The organism is Streptomyces sp. NPDC006314 (genome assembly GCF_040613075.1).
GTDB lineage: Bacteria > Actinomycetota > Actinomycetes > Streptomycetales > Streptomycetaceae > Streptomyces.
In genome coordinates this window covers 235,849-254,169 of record NZ_JBEXRL010000008.1, presented here as the reverse complement: position 1 = coordinate 254,169, position 18,321 = coordinate 235,849, and the positions used below count along the sequence as shown (strand labels likewise).

At 73.5% G+C, this 18,321-nt stretch carries 14 protein-coding genes and 1 pseudogene; 4 read left to right on the top strand and 11 right to left on the bottom strand.

Annotated elements, in window-relative coordinates; genetic code table 11:
* Positions 1-7 precede the first annotated feature (7 nt).
* Positions 8-340 (top strand): annotated as a pseudogene (locus ABZ079_RS17480) (Imm21 family immunity protein); the annotation flags it as partial.
* A gap of 201 nt (positions 341-541) precedes the next feature.
* Here ABZ079_RS17480 and ABZ079_RS17475 read toward each other — a convergent pair.
* The 6 genes from ABZ079_RS17475 to ABZ079_RS17450 all read right to left on the bottom strand — a co-directional run bounded on the left by ABZ079_RS17475 (position 542) and on the right by ABZ079_RS17450 (position 7,042).
* Positions 542-1,777 (bottom strand): cytochrome P450, encoded by a 1,236-nt coding sequence (locus ABZ079_RS17475; RefSeq protein ID WP_356940308.1) that lies wholly within the window; start codon positions 1,775-1,777, stop codon positions 542-544.
* A gap of 32 nt (positions 1,778-1,809) precedes the next feature.
* A complete protein-coding gene (locus ABZ079_RS17470) occupies positions 1,810-3,201 on the bottom strand; it encodes an FAD-dependent oxidoreductase (protein WP_356940307.1) in 1,392 nt (463 codons plus the stop codon).
* A complete protein-coding gene (locus tag ABZ079_RS17465) occupies positions 3,191-3,436 on the bottom strand; it encodes a ferredoxin (RefSeq protein ID WP_356940306.1) in 246 nt (81 codons plus the stop codon). The genes ABZ079_RS17470 and ABZ079_RS17465 overlap by 11 nt, the downstream gene beginning before the upstream one ends.
* A 161-nt stretch (positions 3,437-3,597) precedes the next feature.
* The gene (locus ABZ079_RS17460) at positions 3,598-4,275 is read right to left on the bottom strand and encodes a hypothetical protein (RefSeq protein ID WP_356940305.1); all 678 of its coding nucleotides are present in this window, start codon (positions 4,273-4,275) and stop codon (positions 3,598-3,600) included.
* A 537-nt stretch (positions 4,276-4,812) separates the two neighbouring features.
* Positions 4,813-6,504 (bottom strand): DUF885 domain-containing protein, encoded by a 1,692-nt coding sequence (locus tag ABZ079_RS17455; RefSeq protein WP_356940304.1) that lies wholly within the window; start codon positions 6,502-6,504, stop codon positions 4,813-4,815.
* Positions 6,505-6,556: 52 nt separating this feature from the next.
* On the bottom strand, positions 6,557-7,042 hold the full coding sequence (locus tag ABZ079_RS17450; RefSeq protein WP_356940303.1) for an Lrp/AsnC family transcriptional regulator: 486 nt from the start codon (positions 7,040-7,042) through the stop codon (positions 6,557-6,559).
* 60 nt (positions 7,043-7,102) lie between these two features.
* On the opposite strand from ABZ079_RS17450, the gene ABZ079_RS17445 reads away from it, so the two are divergent.
* A complete protein-coding gene (locus tag ABZ079_RS17445; protein ID WP_356940302.1) occupies positions 7,103-8,329 on the top strand; it encodes a PLP-dependent transferase in 1,227 nt (408 codons plus the stop codon).
* A 94-nt stretch (positions 8,330-8,423) separates the two neighbouring features.
* On the opposite strand, the gene ABZ079_RS17440 is transcribed toward ABZ079_RS17445, so the two are convergent.
* The 5 genes from ABZ079_RS17440 to ABZ079_RS17420 form a co-directional block, all read right to left on the bottom strand.
* Positions 8,424-9,902 carry a GNAT family N-acetyltransferase gene (locus ABZ079_RS17440; RefSeq protein ID WP_356940301.1) on the bottom strand — a complete coding sequence of 493 codons (1,479 nt, stop codon included), beginning with the start codon at positions 9,900-9,902 and terminating at the stop codon, positions 8,424-8,426.
* A gap of 145 nt (positions 9,903-10,047) precedes the next feature.
* A complete protein-coding gene (locus ABZ079_RS17435) occupies positions 10,048-12,705 on the bottom strand; it encodes a DUF6493 family protein (protein ID WP_356940300.1) in 2,658 nt (885 codons plus the stop codon).
* Complete coding sequence (locus ABZ079_RS17430; protein ID WP_356940299.1) at positions 12,702-14,126, bottom strand: SWIM zinc finger family protein; 1,425 nt, start codon at positions 14,124-14,126, stop codon at positions 12,702-12,704. Before ABZ079_RS17430 ends, ABZ079_RS17435 begins: the two co-directional genes overlap by 4 nt.
* Positions 14,127-14,610: 484 nt before the next feature.
* Complete coding sequence (locus ABZ079_RS17425) at positions 14,611-15,441, bottom strand: alpha/beta hydrolase (protein WP_356940298.1); 831 nt, start codon at positions 15,439-15,441, stop codon at positions 14,611-14,613.
* A gap of 101 nt (positions 15,442-15,542) precedes the next feature.
* Positions 15,543-16,196, bottom strand: a complete 654-nt coding sequence (locus ABZ079_RS17420) for an NAD(P)-binding domain-containing protein (RefSeq protein WP_356940297.1) — start codon at positions 16,194-16,196, stop codon at positions 15,543-15,545.
* A gap of 120 nt (positions 16,197-16,316) precedes the next feature.
* Between ABZ079_RS17420 and sigJ the strand changes: the two genes are divergently transcribed.
* Together sigJ and ABZ079_RS17410 are read left to right on the top strand one after the other, a co-directional pair.
* Complete coding sequence (gene sigJ / locus ABZ079_RS17415) at positions 16,317-17,198, top strand: RNA polymerase sigma factor SigJ (RefSeq protein WP_356940296.1); 882 nt, start codon at positions 16,317-16,319, stop codon at positions 17,196-17,198.
* Positions 17,199-17,433: 235 nt separating this feature from the next.
* A complete protein-coding gene (locus ABZ079_RS17410) occupies positions 17,434-18,195 on the top strand; it encodes a GntR family transcriptional regulator (RefSeq protein WP_356940295.1) in 762 nt (253 codons plus the stop codon).
* Positions 18,196-18,321 lie beyond the last annotated feature (126 nt).

Below are 18,321 nucleotides of genomic sequence, written 5' to 3'. Positions count from 1 at the left end.
CCTGCCCATGGCTCGATACGCGGACCCAGGCGTGCTGGAGTGGGTGGAGTCGGGCGGCGGCCCGCGGACGGCCGTTCCGGAGGAGGTCCTGCCGTTCCGGGCGGGCGCCGGCACCTCGGAACTCGACACGCACCACGACCGGGCGTGCGAGGTCGCCGGCTACGGGGTCTGCTGCCGTTCGGCGACAGGGCGGCCCTCGTCCGGTGACGAACCGGCCCCCATGCCCTGCCTGCCCGAACACGGCACCTCCGTACGCTGGTCCGCCGCGGACCGCGAGGACGAACTGCTCGCCGCCGTCCCCGCCGCGCTCGGCGAGGCCGCATGGCAGGACGAGATCCGCCGGACCGTCCCCGGCCCGGTCGTCCTGTTCGCCTCCGCCCGGCAGGGTGGCGACACCACCCTCGTCGACACCTCCGGGTGCGCTCGCGCCCGGGTCCCTACGCGGTGCGCACCGCCTGGGCCGCGCCACGACCCGGGACCTGCACCGGCCTGGTACGGCTCAGGCGGCTCGCGCAATGAAACGCGCGCCCCCGTCAAGCGCTCAGCGCACTCCGTCGAACGAGATGTTCAGGTGCCGCGGGCCGCGCAACACGGCGTTCTGCCGGTAGGGCGGCGGGTCCTCGACCAGGCGGGGATTCTCCAGCCGCCGGGCCAGTTCGGACAGCGCGACCTGGGTCTCCAGCCGGGCCAGCGGAGCCCCGAAGCAGCTGTGGATGCCGCTGCCGAAGCCGAGGTGCTGGATGTCCCCCCGCTCGGGGTCGAAGCGTTCGGGGTCCTTGAACCGCTCGGGATCACGGTTGCCGGCCGCCAGGACGAGCCAGATGCGCGCGCCCTTGGGGATGGTGACGCCGCGCACCTCGATGTCGGCGATGCAGGTGCGCTGCGGCACGAGCTGCACCGGCGGTTCGTACCGCAGCAACTCCTCCACGATCTTGACCGACAGGCCCGGGTCCTCCCGCAGGCGCCGCAGGATGTCCGGGTGGCGCAGCAGGGTCAGCATGCCGTTGGTGATCAGGTTGACCGTCGTCTCGTGACCGGCGATCAGCAGCAGCACCGCCGTGCTCAGCACCTCCATCATGGTCATGGCACCGTCCGGGCCCCGGCTGCTGGCCAGGTCGGACAGCAGGTCGTCCCGCGGTTCCTTGGTGCGCTGCTCGACCAGCCCGGCCAGGTACATGCCGAGCTGCATCCGCGCCTCCCGTGCGCTCTTCTGGAAGTCGGCGTCCGCGTTCTGGCGCGTCCCGGGGTCGAGACTGGCAACCAGCGGGTCGACCCAGGCCCGGAAGCGCGGTTCGTCCTCACGGGGCACGCCGAGCAGCCGGCAGATCACCGTCACCGGGAAGGGGTAGGCGAACTGGTCGACCAGGTCGATCTGCCGCGCGTCCCCGAAACCGTCGATCAGTTCGGTGACGATGCCGCCCAGCTCTCCCCGCATGTTCTCGATCCGGCGCGGCCGGTGCGGCGGCCCGAAGGCGCTGTTGGCGATGCGCCGCAGCCGGTCGTGCTCCGGCGGGTCGAGCCGGAGGAAGGACGGTGGCAGCCCCGTGTTCTCCGCCTGGGACAACTCGTCGTCTCCCGCGGCGGCCAGGTTCGCCGCGTCGGAGCTGATCCGCGGGTCATGGAGCAGGGCCTCGATGTCGTAGTACGAGCTGATGATGTAGGGGCCGCCCTCCTCCTCGTGCAGAACCGGTGTCCTGCGGAGTTCCTCGTACACCGGATACGGGTTGGCACGGTTGGCGAAGTCGGTGATCTGACGCAGAAGCGAGGCTTGCGGCATGGCAGGTCCTTGAGCGTCGGGCCGGGCGGCGGTCAGTGGCGGGCGGGATGGAAGACCAGTTGCTGGTCGGCCGGTGAGTAACCGCTGAGGGTCACCATGGGACCGTGGGTCGGCAGGGACGGGTCCGGGAAGTCGGCGTCCACCGGCTGCCGGCCCTCGGGGCGCCGGTCCACCGTCGGGAACTCCACCGGGAACCGCGCGCCCCGCTCGATCTGCCGCTGGTAGAACTCCAGCCACCGGGTGTTGTCAAAGGTCACGGCGGCCACCATGCGGCCCTGGTAGCCGTAGACGCCGACGAACCGGCGCTCGGCCGGCGAGCCCTGCGTGATCATGAGCTGCTCGCCCATGGGCGGCACGCCGACCGACTTGATGTTCACCCCGAACTGCGAGGACCAGAAGGCGGGCATCCACAGGTGCGGGCGCCGGTCGGCACCCGAGCAGATCATGTTGTGCGCGGCGGTCTCCGCCTGCGCGACGGCGTTGCCCCAGTGCTCCAGCGAGAGGAACTGGTAACCGAACAGGGCGTGCGGGGACCGTGCGACGTCACCCGCGACGAAGACGTCGTCGGTGACGATGCCCCGGAAGTCGAAGGCCCGGCAGCCCGCGTCGCAGGCGATGCCCCGGGGCCCCGAGCCGAGCCCGGACCCGGTCAGCCACTCGGTGTTGCGCACCGACCCCAGCGAGACGACCACGACGTCCGCCTCGACGGTGCTCTCGTCGGACAGATGGACGGCCCGCACCCTGCCCGCCGAGTCGCCCTCCAGCGAGGTCACCGTGACCCGGGTGCGCAGATCCACGCCGTTCTCGATCTGCAGGTCGGCGGCGACCGCGCCGACCACCCCACCCAGCGCGCCCACCAGCGGTGCGCCGGCGCGCTCCGCCACGGTGACGGGGATGTCCATCACCCGGCAGGCCGAGGCGACCTCCGAGCCGGCGAACCCGGCGCCGATGACGAACACCCTGCGCGGCCCCGCCTTCAGCCGCTGGTAGAGCCCGGCCGCGTCGTCACGGGTGCGCAGCAGGCAGACGCCGTCCAGCCGGGCCTCCTCCTCCTTCGGCCAGGGCCGGGCGCGGACACCGGTCGCGATGAGCAGCCGGTCGTACTCCACCTCGTCGCCGTCGGCCAGCAGCACCCGCTTGGCCGCCAGGTCGAGACCGGTCGCCGCGACACCCAGCCGCCACTTGGCGTCGATCTCCCTGCGGTGCGGCAGCTCGGTGTGGAGCGGGGACGCCTTGCCCAGCAGGACCGCCTTCGACAGCGGTGGCCGGTCGTACGGCTCGTACGGCTCGTCACCGATCATGGTGAGCGAACCGGTGAAGCCCTCGGCGCGCAGCGTCTCGGCGGCCCGCAGCCCGGCCAGTGAGGCGCCGACGATCACGATCCGGCCCTCGCGCCTGAGCCAGTCCACGTAGTCAGCGGCCACGGGACGCCTCCCGCGCGGATCCGGCCGCAGACCCGTCCGCACCGTCCAGACCGTCGGCTGCGATCGCCTGCACCGGGCAGGCGGCGACGGCGCGCGCCACCCGCTCCCGCTGCTCCTCCTCCGCGCGCGGGTTGTACACCAGCGACTCCTCGCCGTGCATGGCGAAGACGTCGGGCGCGAGGAACGCGCACTGGGCGTAACCCTGACACTTGTTGAGATCGACGACGAGTCGCATCGACGCTCCGCCCTTCCGGTGGCCAGGTCCGGGGCACACCACCGGTGGCGTGCGGTCATCTCCGGACGGCGGTCATGTCCCGCACGCCAGCATGCGAGCCGGGCCGGGAACCCGCGCGCCGGGCGAGCCGTTCGGGTGAGCGGCGGCACCGCCCTGTCACATCACGCGGACGGGGCGGTACGGGCCCTTGCGCGGCGGCTCGCCGCGAGGATGTGGACGCTGAGCACCATCGACCAGGCGGGGAAGACCAACTCCGCCCAGGAAACGCCCGGGGAGACGAAGAGCAGCGTCAAGGCGGTGAGGAACCCCAGGACCGAGAGCCAGCGCGGCAGGACGCCGACGCGGTGGCCGATCACCGACATGGAGCACACGAAGACGGCCGCCATCCGCATGGCGTATTCCGTCATCAGCGTGTACGCGAAATGGCGGCCGAAGTCCCAGGCGGAGAGCCCGGGCACCGCGCCGGCGGGGTGCCCGACCACGAGCACGGCACCCGCCGCCGCCGCGGCGCCGAACATCGTGGCGGTGAAGACCAGCCCGCTGCCGAGGAAGACGGTGGCGAGGAACCTGTCCTCGGCGTCGCCGACGTGCGCGCGTACCGCGCCGACGAACCAGAGGAAGAAGATGCCGGCGAACGGCACCAGCGCGAGGGCCGTCCGCAGCGCGGCGCGCCGTCCGGAGTCCGTGAACCCCCGAGCGGAGACCGCGTCGGCCCCCTCGGGGATCCCCAGACGGACCAGGACGATCGCCGCCGCCAGCAGCAGCGCGAAGACCACGCCGGCCAGCCCGGCGGCCCGCGGCGTCTCCAGCGCCTGCCGCCCCTGCCCCTTCTCCTGCATACCCGGCCCGCCTCTCCACCACATCGGCCTTCCGCACCAGCTAGCGGCCTCCCCACCGCACACGCCACCGGGAGCGTCCGTACGGCCGAGCGGGGAGTGCGGATTGCGGGGGACCGACGGGGCACAGTGGAACGGCATACGGCCCCAGAGCCTGGTCTCCGTGCGCGGCCGGTGGCTCTGGGGCCGGTGTTCGCCGGTCCGCCGGCTCCCGGTGCTCGGTTTCCGTGTACGGCCGGTGCTGGGGTTCGTCCCCCAGCCTCGTGCCCGCCTCCGAGTCAGGGGTGCGCGGCCCGTCCCGCCGGGCACCGGTTCGTGTCCGCCCCGCTTCGGCGTACGTCTCAACGTGACGACCACGCGGCCGCCGCCGCGCGGTTTCCCGCCGGACGTGGGGTGTTCCCGACGACCCGGCCCGCCTCATCGCTTGGCCGGCCACCGACGAGGCGGGCCGGGTCACCGGGGAGGTCATCGACTCCGAGGGAGGTTTCAGGCGTTGGGCCGGCGCATCGACTCCCGGAGAGCCCCGGGACGTCGAGCCCCTCAGAGCCGGGACAGTTCGTCCACCAGGTCGTCCAGGCCCAGCGAGCCCTGCGACAGCGCCGCCATGTGCCAGGCCTTCAGGTCGAACGCGGCGCCGTGCCGCTCGCGGGCCTTCTCCCGGCCCAGCAGCCACGCCCGCTCACCGAGCTTGTAGCCGATCGCCTGGCCCGGAATCGTCAGATACCGGGTCAGCTCGCTCTCCACGAAGTCCGCCGACCGGCTGCTGTGTGCGCCGAAGAACTCCTGCGCCAGCTCCGGCGTCCAGCGCTCCCCGGGGTGGAACGGCGAGTCCGCCGGGATCTCCAGCTCCAGGTGCATGCCGATGTCCACGATCACCCGGGCCGCCCGCATCATCTGCGCGTCCAGGTAACCGAGCCGCTCCTCCGGGTCCGCCAGGTAGCCCAGCTCGTCCATCAACCGCTCCGCGTACAGTGCCCACCCCTCCGCGTTGGCGCTGACCCCGCCGACCGTCGCCTGGTAGCGGGAGAGGTCCTCGGCCACGTGCGCCCACTGGGCGAGCTGCAGATGATGGCCGGGCACGCCCTCGTGGTACCAGGTCGACACCAGGTCGTAGACCGGGAACCGGGTCTGCCCCATCGTCGGCAGCCAGGTGCGGCCGGGCCGGGAGAAGTCCTCCGACGGCGCCGTGTAGTAGGGGGCGGCCGCACCACCGGGCGGGGCGATGCGCGACTCCACCTTCCGCACCCGCTCGGCGAGTTCGAAGTGCGTCCCGTCCAGGTCCTCGATGGCCTTGTCCATCAGGCCCTGCAGCCACTCGCGGACCTCTTCCACGCCCTCGATGTGCCGGCCGTGCTCGTCCAGGTGCGCGAGGGCCGCCCACGGAGTCTCGGCGCCGGGCAGGATCCTCTCCGCCTCCTGCCTCATCTCGCCGAGGATCCGGTGGAACTCCGACCAGCCGTACGCGTACGCCTCGTCCAGGTCCAGGTCGGTGCCGTTGAAATAACGGGACCAGCGCGCGTACCGCTCGCGGCCCACCGTGTTCGGGGCGCCCTCGATGGCCGGCGCGTACACGTCCCGCAGCCAGTCCCGCAACTCCACCAGGGCGCCGGTCGCCGCACGGGCCGCCTCGTCCAGCTCGGTACGCAGCGCCTCCGGCCCGGCGGCGGCGAAGTCCTCGAACCAGCCGCGGCCCGAGCCGTCCGTGTCCGCCCACTCGGTGAGCTGTCCGATGAAGGTCGCGGTCGGCCGGGGGGCCGCGAACAGCGCGCGGTCGAGGCCGAGTTGCAGTGACGCGCGGTACCCCGCGAGCGCACCCGGGACCGCCCGCAGCCGCTCGGCGATCGCCGCCCAGTCCTCGTCCGTCTGCGAGGGGGTGACCGTGAAGATGTCGCGCACCGAATGACCGGGCGTGTGCATGTTGCCGACCGCGCGCAGGTGCTCGTCCGCCTCGTGGACGGCGAGTTCGGCGGTCAGCCGCTCCCGCAGCAGCCGTGCGCAGCGCCGCTCCACATCCCTGTCCGCACCGGGCTGCCGCTCCGCCTCGTCCAGCTTCACGAGGGTGGCCCGGGCCAGCTCCGCGAGGGCCTCCTGCCCGGCGGGCGAGTAGTCGGGCAGCCTGCTCGAACTCTCCTTCACGCCGAGATAGGTGCCGGTGACCGGGTCGAGGGCGATGAGGTCGTCCACGTACGCGTCGGCGACCTGACGGGGCAGCGGGCTCTTGGTCTCAGACATGCGGTCCATCCTGGTACGAGGAGGATCATCGCGTCACCCACGGATGGGGGATTCAGCTCTCGGCGTGGCCGGGAGGCAGCAGTGGTCCGCACTCCCACTGCTGGAAGATCAACCGGGTCTCCACCCGGGCCACCTCCCGCCGCGCCGTGAACTCGTCGAGTACCAGCCGCTGCAGATCGGCCATGTCCGCGACGGCCACATGCACCAGGTAGTCGTCCGGTCCGGTCAGATGGAACACCGTCCGTGCCTCCGGCATCACCCGGATCCGTTCCACGAACGGCCCCACCAGCTCCCGCCGGTGCGGCCGTACCTGCACCGACAGCAGCGCCTGGAGCCCGCGCCCGAGTTTGGCCGGATCGAGCCGCAGGCGGTGTCCGAGGATCACGCCCGAGCGGCGCAGCCGGGTCACCCGGTCCAGACAGGTCGACGGCGCCACGCCCACCTGAGCGGCGAGGTCGCGGTAGGTGGTCCGGGCGTCGTTCTGCAGCAGCCGCAGCAGATGAAGGTCCACCGGATCCAGTACGACAGATTCGGCCATGGCCCGAACGTAGCACGGTGTTCGACGCCAGTGAACCGTTCGATGTTCACCCTTCCGCTCATGGACGCAGTGAGCACCCGTGCCTACGACGACGTACGCACCGCATCGAGAGCGCTGGCCACCGAGGCCGTGCATGCCGGCCGCGACGATCTCGCCCGCCAGGGGCTGCACGCCCCGCCGATCGACCTGTCCACCACCTACCCCTCCTACGACAGCCGCGCCGAGGCCGCCCGCATCGACGCCTTCGCCACCGACGGCGCCGACCCGGTCGGACCGCCCGTCTACGGCCGGCTCGGCAACCCGACCGTCGCCCGCTTCGAGACCGCGCTGGCCCGCCTGGAGGGCACCGAGTCCGCAGTCGCCTTCGCCAGCGGCATGGCCGCGCTCAGCGCGGTCCTCCTCGCCCTCCCCACCGCCATGGGCCTGCGTCATGTCGTCGCCGTACGGCCCCTGTACGGCTGCAGCGACCACCTGCTGACCGCCGGGCTCCTCGGCACGGAGGTCACCTGGACCGATCCGGCCGGCATCACCGACGCGCTGCGTCCGGACACCGGGCTGGTGATGGTCGAATCCCCGGCCAACCCGACCCTCTCCGAACTCGACCTGCGGGCCGTCGCGCACGCCTGCGGCTCCGTTCCGCTGCTCGCCGACAACACCTTCGCCACGCCCGTGCTGCAACGCCCGGCCGAGCAGGGTGCCCGGCTGGTGCTGCACAGCGCCACCAAGTACCTCGGCGGTCATGGTGACGTGCTGGCCGGAGTCGTCGCGTGTGACGAGGAGTTCGCGGGCCGGCTGCGGCAGATACGGTTCGCCACCGGTGGGGTCCTGCATCCGCTGGCGGGCTATCTGCTGTTGCGCGGGCTGTCCACCCTGCCGGTACGGGTCCGGGCCGCCTCGGCGAACGCCGCCGAACTGGCCCGTCGGCTCGGCGCCGACCCGCGCGTGGCCCGCGTCCGCTATCCGCGGCTCGGCGGCGCGATGATCGCCTTCGAGGTGTACGGCGACCCGCATGAGGTCATCTCCCGGGTCCGGCTCGTCACCCCGGCGGTGAGCCTGGGCAGCGTCGACACCCTCATCCAGCACCCCGCGTCCATCAGCCACCGCATCGTCGACGCCGACGACCGGCGCGGTGCCGGCGTGAGCGATCGCCTGCTGCGGCTCTCCGTGGGCCTGGAGGACGTCGAGGATCTGTGGGCGGACCTGGACAATGCGCTGGGCGTGCCGCCGGAGCGGCCGGCAGTGGCTTGCGCGGGGTCGGGCGCCGCCGAACACCACCGGGGTGGCTGAGCGCCATCGCGGCGGAACGACACCGAGGCGGACGCACGATACAGAGGGCCCGGCGAAGAGGCGCCGGGCCGCTGTGCGTCCGTGGTGAGGTCGGTCAGTCGCGTCGGCCCGGGGCGCCGAGCCGTTCCCGGCTCGGGCCGTACGGCGAGCGCGACGCGACCGGCGCGGCGTCCAGCCGGGCCGTGATGACCAGGGTGCCCTCCTCGACCTGGTAGTCCAGGGGCAGCCCCAGGCCGCGCATAGCGGCGACCATGCCCGTGTTGGAGGCCTGCGTCACGGCGTACACGCTCTCGCAGCCGGCCTCCACCGCCATCGCCACCAGCCGGCCGAGCAGTTCGGTCCCGATGCCGCGCCGCTGCCAGTCGTCCTCGACCAGCAGCGCGACCTCCGTCTCGTCACCGTCCCACAGCAGATGCCCGAGGCCGACGATGCGGCCCGAGGTGGTCTGCGCGGCCAGCGTCCGCCCGAAGCGGGGGCTGAGCAGGTGGTTCAGATAGCGGTCCGTGTCGCCGACCGGGCCGTGGTAGCGCATGCCGAGGGTGCGCGTCGAGCACCGCTCGTGCATCGCCTTCGCCGCCGCCTGATCCCCGGTGTCGACCCGGCGGACGGTGATGTCGTCGCCCTCGGGCAGCGTCAGCACGTCGTGACCGCGCGGAATCCGCGGTCCGAGCCGGCTGTCCAGCTCCACCAGCGCCCTGGCCCGCGCGAACTCGGTCGGCGTGAACGGCAGGTACGGCCGCTCCACGGTGAGCACCCCGCCCTCCGGTGCCCGCAGCCGCATGACCGTGTCCTCGAGCACGCCCTCGACCGGCACCGGCTCGGGACCGCGTCCCCCGCCGACCGGCCGCCCCGGCAGCGAACGGATCGTGCACCGGCCCAGCAACTGGCGCAGGGCCAACGGAAGTTCGGCGGCGTCCAGCGCGGTGCGGGCCGCCAGTCCGAGCACCCGGGTAGGGGCGTCGACCAGGTCGTGGGCGTCGGCCCGCTCCATCCAGGTGGACGTGCCCCCGGCCAGCGCGACCGCCCGGGTGATCTCCGCCGACGGCAGCGCGCCCGGCCCTCGCAGCAGGAACTCGTCCACCGTGCCGTCGGCGAGCGGGTGCGTCTGCAGGCTGAGGATGTCGACCCGTCGCTCGGCCAGCGCCGTGCACAGCGCGGCCAGCGAACCCGGCTCGTCCTTCACCGTCGTCCGCATCCGCCACAGCGTGTCTGTGCCGGTGACGCCGTCCGCGGTGGCGCCGGGCCGCTCGGTGGTGGGCCGTTCGTCGGTGGGTTGCGCGGCGGGCCCGGCCGGCCGCGTCTCGGCGGCCGGCCGGGCACCGGTATCGCTGACCGGCGGTGCGTGTCCGTGGCGCCTTGCCCACCACACGTGGAAGCCCGCCGTCGCCGCCAGCACGATCGCCGAGATCACCAGCAGTGCCGGGCCGTCGGGTCCGTGGCCGATCAGGTTCGCCACGCCGTCCGCCACGGCCACGGCCGTGAAGAGCGCGGCGAGCTCGACGACGTCTCGCCGCCAGTGGTGCACGGGCCGTCCGTGCTTCGTCCGGGTCACGTCAGCCATCTCTGGAGTCATGCAGCCACTGTGGAGGAAGGGTGTTGCGTGATCACGAACTGTTTGTGACTGATGGGTAAAGCATGCTCCGCCCTATTTGTTTTATTTTCCACTGCTGGTGGGGCGGGAGCCCGTGGGGCCGGGGGGAACGCGGTGGGGGAGCGGCTCAGGCGGCCATCGCCTCGGAGACCAGCGCGGCCCGCAGCCGCCGGGCCTCGGTGGCCAGGCGGGAGCCGCCCTTGCGTGCGGCGATGTGTGCGAGGTGTGGCAGTTCCCCCTGCGCACCGCACCGCTCGGCGCAGTCCGCCGCGACGGCCAGCAGATCCCCGAGTCCCCGGGCCGGTACGGGGCTCGCGTCCGGCCGGGCGGTCGAGAGGCCTGCGAGCACCACGGGAAGGGTGTGCCGGAGTGTGCTCCAGATCGTCGCGGCGGCACCGGTGGCCGCCGCCGTCCGCGCGGAGTCGGCCAGCCGCTGCGGTTTCACGGCCCCGCGCCGCACCAACCGGCCCAGGTCCGCGCCCAGCCGGGCCGTATCCAGCTGACCCCGTGCTGCGAGGACCAGCAGGGCGTCGACGGCGGCCATCCGGTCCTCCGCGTGCCGTGCGCCGAGCCCGTACGCCACGCACAGGTGCACGGCCTCACCCGCCTCCCCGCCGGACTCGGCGAGCAGGGGCAGGACGCCGGCGCCGCGGTCGTCGTCCACGGCCGTGGCGGCGAGATCGGGCAGCATCCGGACCGCGACCGGTTCCCGCCGCTCCGGGAGGACGGCGAGCCAGTGCGGGCGTATCGCGTCGTCCCAGTGGTCGCAGCGCCAGCGGTCGGTGAAGGCGGACACCGGCATGCCGAGCCGGTGGAACTCCTGCGGGAAACCCTCCAGCAGCTCGGGCAGTTCACCCTGCTCGAGGAGAATGCGCACGCCCTTGGTGCGGCGCCGCGTCGGCGGCCGGCCCGGGGTCGCCGCGGTCAGCCGGCGGGCGAGCCGGGTGCCCTCCCGGGTGCCGAGCGCACGGGCCCGCCGTGCCGCCTCCTCGGCCGCCGTACGGTCTTCCGTGCGCACCCGCAGCAGGGCCTGGGCGAAGTCGGTCGCGCAGATCCGGGCGTCCAGGCGCCGGTACTCCGCGAGGCGGGCCACCAGGTCCTCCGGCTCCAGCAGGCCGGTGCTCCAGGTGGGCGTGGCGAGCAGCAGCGGCAGTGGTTCCGTGCGGATGCGGTACGCCACCTCGCGGAGCCGGGCGTCGAACACGCGGCTCAGACCAGCGTGCGTGCACTCGTGCTCGCTGGGCCCGTGCCGCACGGCGTGGAGGAGTGTGGCCGTGCGCACCTTGTCGTGCAGGGTCGCGAGGAGCACGTCGAGGCCCTCGCGGGCGCCGAGCGTGCCGTGGCGGGTACTGCCGAAGAGGTCGTCGAGGTGTGGCCAGCGGGAGTCCTCCGCGGCTGCCCACCAGCGGTTGGCGACGACCGGTGCGAGCGCCTCACGCAGCGCGTCCGGGTCCCGGTAGGCGTGGCGCACCAGGCCGTCCAGCGCCCGCTCGAACGCGGCGACGTCGTCAGCGGCGGACGCCAGCAACGCCCCCACCTCCTCGGCGAGTTCCACCGCTGTCTCTGGCGCCGGCGGGAGCCGCTCCGGCTCGGGGGCGGGCGGCAGTACCTCCTCGTACACCTCCAGGGAGGCCACGGTGACGCCCGGCAGCGCGGATGCGCGGGTGCGCAGCGCCGGCGTCAACTGCTCCGCCGCACCGTCGAGATCCGTTACGGAGTCCAGGTGTGCGGCATGTCGTTCGACCAGCTTGAGCGCGCGCTCCTGCACCTGGGTGTCCTCATGCCCGAACGCCTTGACCACCACCGGCAGCAGCTCCGCCGCGGCGCCCGGATCACGGACGAGCACCTTGCCGAGCAGCACGAGCTGCGCCCTGACCAGTTTCTTCTCGGCGCGGAACAGCAGCCCCTCGGAGGCCTCGGCCAGCTGCCGCGAGGTCAGGGCGCCGTCCAGGGCCAGGGCCGTGAGCACCGCCTGGGCGTGAGCGGCGACGGGGCAGACCGCGTCCCGGGCCAGTGCGGTCCAGTCGGTGATCCGCGACCGCTCCTCCTCCCGGGTCAGACCGAGCCCGGTCAGCAGCGGCAGGAAGACCCGGTGGTCCGTGGGGCCGCCGCCGCGCAGCAGCCGGGCCACGCACGCGTCGATGAGGAACGCGCGGTCCAGGGAGCCCTCCCGGGCCAGACCCGCCAGGGCGCTCTGCCAGGAACGGGGTCCGTCGGCGAGCAGCCACCGGACCTCGCGAAGGTCCGTGAGGGTGAACACCCCGGAGAGCAGCGGGACCAGATGCGGCTCGCTGCGCAGCCCGTCGAGCACACCGGACGCGTCCCGGCCGCCGCAGATGTGCCGGATCCAGCCGACGACGTAGGCGTCCGTCACCGGCACGTCACAGCCCGCGCGGTGCACCAGCCCGGCCATGAGCGGGTATGGCACGCGCGCGGACACCGGCCGCCGTGCCAACCGGTGCGCGACATCCGCCAACCAGCCGGTGTCCCGGTGCTCCAGCACCCGCAGGAGACACTCGGTGGGTGCCTGACTCCAGCGCAGGTCGGTCGCGGCGAGCCAGTCGGCGGCCGCCGCCGCGCCCGTGTGGCAGGCGGCCCCGGCCAGGTGCAGCGCCGGCAGGATCCGCACGGACCGGGGCTTCCACGGCGGGACGCCCCGCAGCTCCTTGCGCAGCTTCTTCAACTCCGGCAGCAGCGCCCGCCGTTCGGCGTCCGGCAGGCCTGTCAGCACCCGCAGCGTCTCCGCCGTGCGTCCCGCCCGTACCGCTTCCATCAGTTCACTCATCGCACACCCCCGTCGATTCCCGCCAGATTCCGTCCAGCCGCGCCCGCCATACCGGTCACGGCGCCCCGTCGCACCATCCGCACCGCCAGCGCGTGCTTGCACGGCCCGCGCCCGCCCCGGTACCTCGCCCACCACAGGCAGCTGCAGGTGAGCACCCCCGCCTCGTCCCGCACCCGGTGCACATGGCCGTCCTCCGCCGTCACCGTGGTGAGGGTGCCGTCCAGGGCCACCGCCCCCGTCGCCACCAGCACCCGCGCCGAGCGGAGCCGCGGATTGTGGCGCTCGGCACGCCCGGCGTCGTACGGCAGCTCGCGGTGGAAGTAGGCCGTCTCCGCCGTGTCGTACCCGACCTGGCCCGACGTGCCGAGGCGGACCAGGGCGGCACGCACCCGCTCAGCGGTGAGACCGGAGGCGGCTGCTAGGTCCGCCACGTCGATGCGGGGTTCCCAGGCCAGCAGCACGGAAACCGACTCGGTGTCCTCAAGGGCCTCTTCGGTGGACAGTGCGTCCAGGACGCCGCCCTCGCCGGAGAAGCCGCGCGAGGCGTCCGGCGACAGGGTCAGGGTGAGCCGCATGCCGGGCAGGACGGCCTCCCAGGCGGCGGCCGCCGGGGCCGCACCGGTGACCGCGGGACCGTACACGCGCAGGGCCGTCGCGTGCCGCAGCACCCGCTGGAGCGCGGCCAGCCGCTCCGGGCCCGGCAGGCAGACCGCGCCCGGCACCGCACGCGTGGTCGGACGCAGTCCGCGGCCCACCGGCACCATCCAGCGTGGACCGCCCGGGGCGCGCCGCGCTCCGCCCGGCCCGGGCAGCCCGCGCAGGAACCGCACTGCCTCGTCCGCCGGCAGTTCGGCCCGCAGGTCGAAGCCGGCCGCGCTCACCTGGGCCTCGGCGAAGCCGCGCAGCCAGCGGTCGGGCAGCGGGACCTTCTTCTCCACCACCGGGCCGTCCGGTGTGGTGACCGCCAGCTCCTCCGGACCGACGCGCAGATGCAGCGGATCGTCGCCGCCGAGGCGGGACAGCGCCTCACGCAGCGGGTTGTTCACGTCGACGTTGGTGGTGCCGTGTCCCACCTCGCCGCCGTCCAGCCCCGGGGCGAGCACGTCAAGGCGCGCGTACACCCCGCCGCAGCCGGAGAAGGACTCGAAGCGCAGCCGGTCGCCGTTGCCCGTCACCACCGGGTCGAGCGAGGCGCGCAACTGCGGCTGGTAGTGTCGCGCGGCCGCCACGTCGGCCACCGCCAGCAGGCCGGCGGCGGCCACCTGAGGCGAGGTCAGGAAGCCCGCGAAGAAACGCGGATGGTCCTCGACACCCGTGGGTGTCGCTCCCCGGGACGTTTCCAGCCCGAGCCTGCGCCCGTCCGCGGCGGACTCCAGCGCGGAGGGTCGGCGATAGGCCACGGCCTGCAGTGATCGCGTCATGGAAAGACCGTAGAGGCGACCACTGACAATCGTCCTGGCCTGCGAAAACCTCCGCGCTGCGCGGGAGTTGGCGTGCCGCGCTCCGGGGGATGACGCCGGTGCGCGGCACGGTGCGAAGGGTACGGGACCGGGCGCCTCGCGGTGTCCAGGCCTACCCGGCCCGGCTGCAGCGTCCGTGTGAACAGCACCGTGCCGTCCCGCTGCCGTGGGCCGGGGTTCCGGGCAGGGAGGTGGCCGGGGGTTCGTCGGACGGACGCCTCAGGGTGCCTCCGGGGAGCGGTGGTCCCCCCCCTCGCGGCATTCGGACTCGTCGTGGCGGCGAAAGTCCCACCGCGCGTCGAACGCCGGTCACCGCTCCGCCGACACGGGCGGACGCTCGGCGAAACCGCCGGTACGCACGCGTGTCACCACGGCGACACAGGCAGGGCCGGCCGCCGTGGAAACCGGCGGCCGGGCGCGCGGCCCCGGCGTGTCCGACGGCCGCTCAGCGGCTGCCGTCCAGGACGACCCGGGCGACCAGCGCCGGATCGTCGTTCATCGGGCAGTGACCGCAGCCGGGCAGCCGCACCAGCCGGGCGTGCGGGATGAGCCGCTTGGCGCGGACGCCCTGACGGCGGACGAGGAGCCGGTCCCGGGTGCCCCAGGCCACCGTGACCGGCAGGCCCGGCAGCCCATCGGTGAACCGGACGGTGGCGCCCGCCCGCAGGGTCGCGTCGAAGCCGGTGGCTCCCGCGAGGGCGAGCGTCTCGGCGACCACGGCCTCCGGCGCACGGCGCGCCGGGCGGCCGTAGATGGTGCTCGTCAGGGCGGTACGGCCGGCCGCGGTGCGGCTCAGCTGTTCCACCAGTGGCAGCGGCAGCCGCTGGGCGATACCCCGCATCGCGAGCAGCACCCCGAAGGCGTACCGGCGCTCGGCCTCCGTCCAGAACCCGGCCGGGGAAAGGGCCGTGACGGACCGTACGAGCTTCTCCCGGCCCAGTTCCAGGGCGAGCAGGCCGCCCAGCGAGTTGCCGGCGATGTGCGGGCGGTCCAGGTCCAGTGCCTCGAACAGGCCACCGAGCACGGAGTTGGTCGTGGGCAGGTCGTAGGCGAGGTCGCCCGGCAGGGCGGGGGAGGCACCGAAGCCCGGGAGATCTACGGCGATCACCTCGCGCTCGGTGGCGAGGATGTCCACGACCGGGTCCCAGGCCTGCCGGTGATGGCCGATGCCGTGCAGCAGGACCAGCGGTTCGCCCTGTCCCACGCGCGCGTAGGACACGGTCACGTCCCTCGGGCCGTGCGGGGTGGGGACCTTGAAGGAGACGGTGGCGGACATGGGGTGCTCCTCGTCTGGGTGCTGACGGACGCCGTAGACAGCTTGTCAGCAATTGCTACCGACGGGTAGCCCCCGGAGGGCGCCGCACCGGCACCGCACCCTCAACCCGCTCGCCGCACCTCGATGTTGAAGTCGGCCTTCCCGAACCCGCGGAACAGGGTGAGCCACAGCGGCAGATACATCTCCACCGCGCGCGCCGATCGGATACCGCCCAGATCCAGCACGCGCTTCGCCGGCCACCCGAACTCCGCGAGCAGCGCCGTCACCTGCTCCTTGGCTCCGGCGTCCTCGCCGCACACGAAGACGTGGTGCTCGCCCGGCACCCGCGCCGGATCCACCATCACCTGGACGTTGACGGTGTTCAGCGTCTTCACCACGCGCGCGTGCGGGAAGGCCCGCTGGATCCGCTCGCCCACGCTGTCCGACTCCACCGGATCCAGTCGCAGCTCCCCGTCCTCGAACGCCAGAGGGTTGGAGACGTCCACCAGGATCTTGCCGCCGAGGTGCTCCGCGCCCGCGGCCCCGAGGGCGTCGAGCGCCACCCGGCCGCCCACCGCGTTGATGACCACCTCCGCCGCCGCGGCGGCCTCCGCGAAGGTCCCCGCGCGGGCCCGGGCCGCCGCGGCCGTGGCCCACTCCTGCGCCAGCGGGTTGTCCTTGGAGCGCGAACCGAGGGTCACCTCGTGCCCCAGCTCCACCAGCCTGCCGCCCAGAGTGCGGCCCACCTCGCCCGTGCCCAGCACCGCGTAGCGCATCGGTCCTCCAGGTCGCCGGCCGCCGGCCACCGGCGGTCCGCGCTCATTGTGATCCGGGCCGCCCCCGGAGAGGCCCATTCCGGGTGGACACCCGCCGGGCGTGTCGGATGGGATGAGGGAGTGACCGCCGACCTCACGACCGACGTCTTCGAAGAGCACCGGCCCCTGCTCATGGGGGTCGCCTACCGCATGCTGGGCCGGGTCGCCGACGCCGAGGACGCGGTCCAGGACGCCTGGCTGCGCTGGTCCGGCGCCGACCGCGCGGGGGTCCGCGAACCGCGCGCCTACCTCGTGCGGATCATCACCCGCCTGGCCATCGACCGGCTCCGCCAGGCGCAGGCGCGCGGCGAGGCGTACCCCGGGCCCTGGCTGCCCGAGCCGTACCTCACCGAGTTCGGCGACACCGCCCCCGACACCGCGGACCGCGCCGTGCTCGCCGACACGGTCTCCCTCGCCGTCCTGGTCGTCCTCGAATCCCTGTCGCCGCTGGAGCGGGCCGTTTTCGTGCTCCGGGAGGCCTTCGGCTATCCCTACGCCGAGATCGCCACCCTGCTCGACCGCGGCGAGGCGGCGGTACGGCAACTCGCCGGGCGGGCCCGCCGGCACGTGGCCGAGCGGCGCCCTCGCTACGAGGTCGACCCGGCCCAGCGCCGGGACCTGACCGAACGTTTCCTCGCCGCCGCGGGCGACGGCGACCTGGAGGGGCTCATGTCCCTGCTCGCTCCGGACGTCCGCCTGGTCGGCGACAGCGGCGGCAAGGCAAAGGCGCCGGTGCGGACCCTGCACACCGCCGACAAGGTCGGCCGCTTCCTCGTCGGCGTCGCGCGCACCGCCCAGGCGCTGTCCCTCCGCTTCCTCGAGGTCAACGGCGGCCCCGCCGTGCTGGCGCTGTCCGGCGACAAGCCCGACAGCCTGTTCCAGGTGGACGTCGCCGACGGCCGCGTCACGACCGTGTACATCGTGCGCAACCCCGACAAGCTTCGGCACCTCGCCGACCGCTGAGGCCGTGCCCCGCGAGTCCCCGTCGTACGGGGGCTTTGCCGCAATGTCACACATCCCGGTCCCGTACGAACGCCTCGTGAACGCTCCGCGGCAGGCCTGCTGTGCGTTGCCCAAGGGGCCGAGGATTGGTCTTGACCAAGGGTGACGGCAGCCCTATGGTCGCAGACAAGTGAAACAACCTTTAATAAACAAGGGCGCTAAAAACCGCCGGACCACGGCTCTTGCGGAGGACAGGGTGGGGACCACGCAGCTGGAATCGGTACCGGAACCGAAGTACTGGCATCTCAAGACCGTGCTCACTGAGGCACTCGACTCCGAGTTCTCGGTCGGTGAGATCCTGCCCAACGAGCGCGATCTCGCCGCCCGCTTCGGCGTGGCCCGTGCCACGCTCCGCCAGGCCCTCGAACAGCTGGAGCTGGAGGGCCGGCTGCAGCGCCGGCGCGGCGTCGGCACCACGGTCGCGCCCCCGCGCGTGGGCGTGGCCGTCGCCACCGAGCAGCACGCCTGGCCGGGGGCCCCGTCAGATGCCTGGCAGCCCGTCGACAGTGCCCTGGCGACCCCGCCGGCGGCCGTCGCCGCGGCTCTGGAGGCCGGCTCGGACGAACCCGTCCACACCGTCCGCCGCTCCCGCATGTCCCACGGCCAGCGCGTCGCCACCGAAATGCTCTACGTCCCCGCGGCCTCGGTGCCCGACCTCACCGCCATCGACGCCCCGTCCGGCGCGGCACGCGCGCGTGCGGTACTGCGCGAGTTGCAGCACCTTGAACTGGAGGGGCAGGACCGTGCCGTCGAGCTTGGCTCGGTGCGCGCGGAGGACGCCAAGGAACTCGACCGGCTTCCCGGCGCGCCCGTCCTCGTCGTCACCACCCGCTTCTTCGCCCAGGGCCGTACCGCGGCCCTGTCCGTGGCGACCTACCGCGCCGACACCTGCCGGCTGACCTTCGGCGACTCGGCCGGCGTGGAGATACACCACGACCCCGAGCGGCAGGCATCCTGAGCCGTGTGCGGACCGCCGCCCGGCGTGAGCCGAGCGCTTCGGCGGGTGTGCGGTGGGCGTGCTGAGCCTGTCCGCTCGCCTCGGCTGTGTTGCAGCGCCCGATCGTTGCCGGCCACCTTGAGCCTG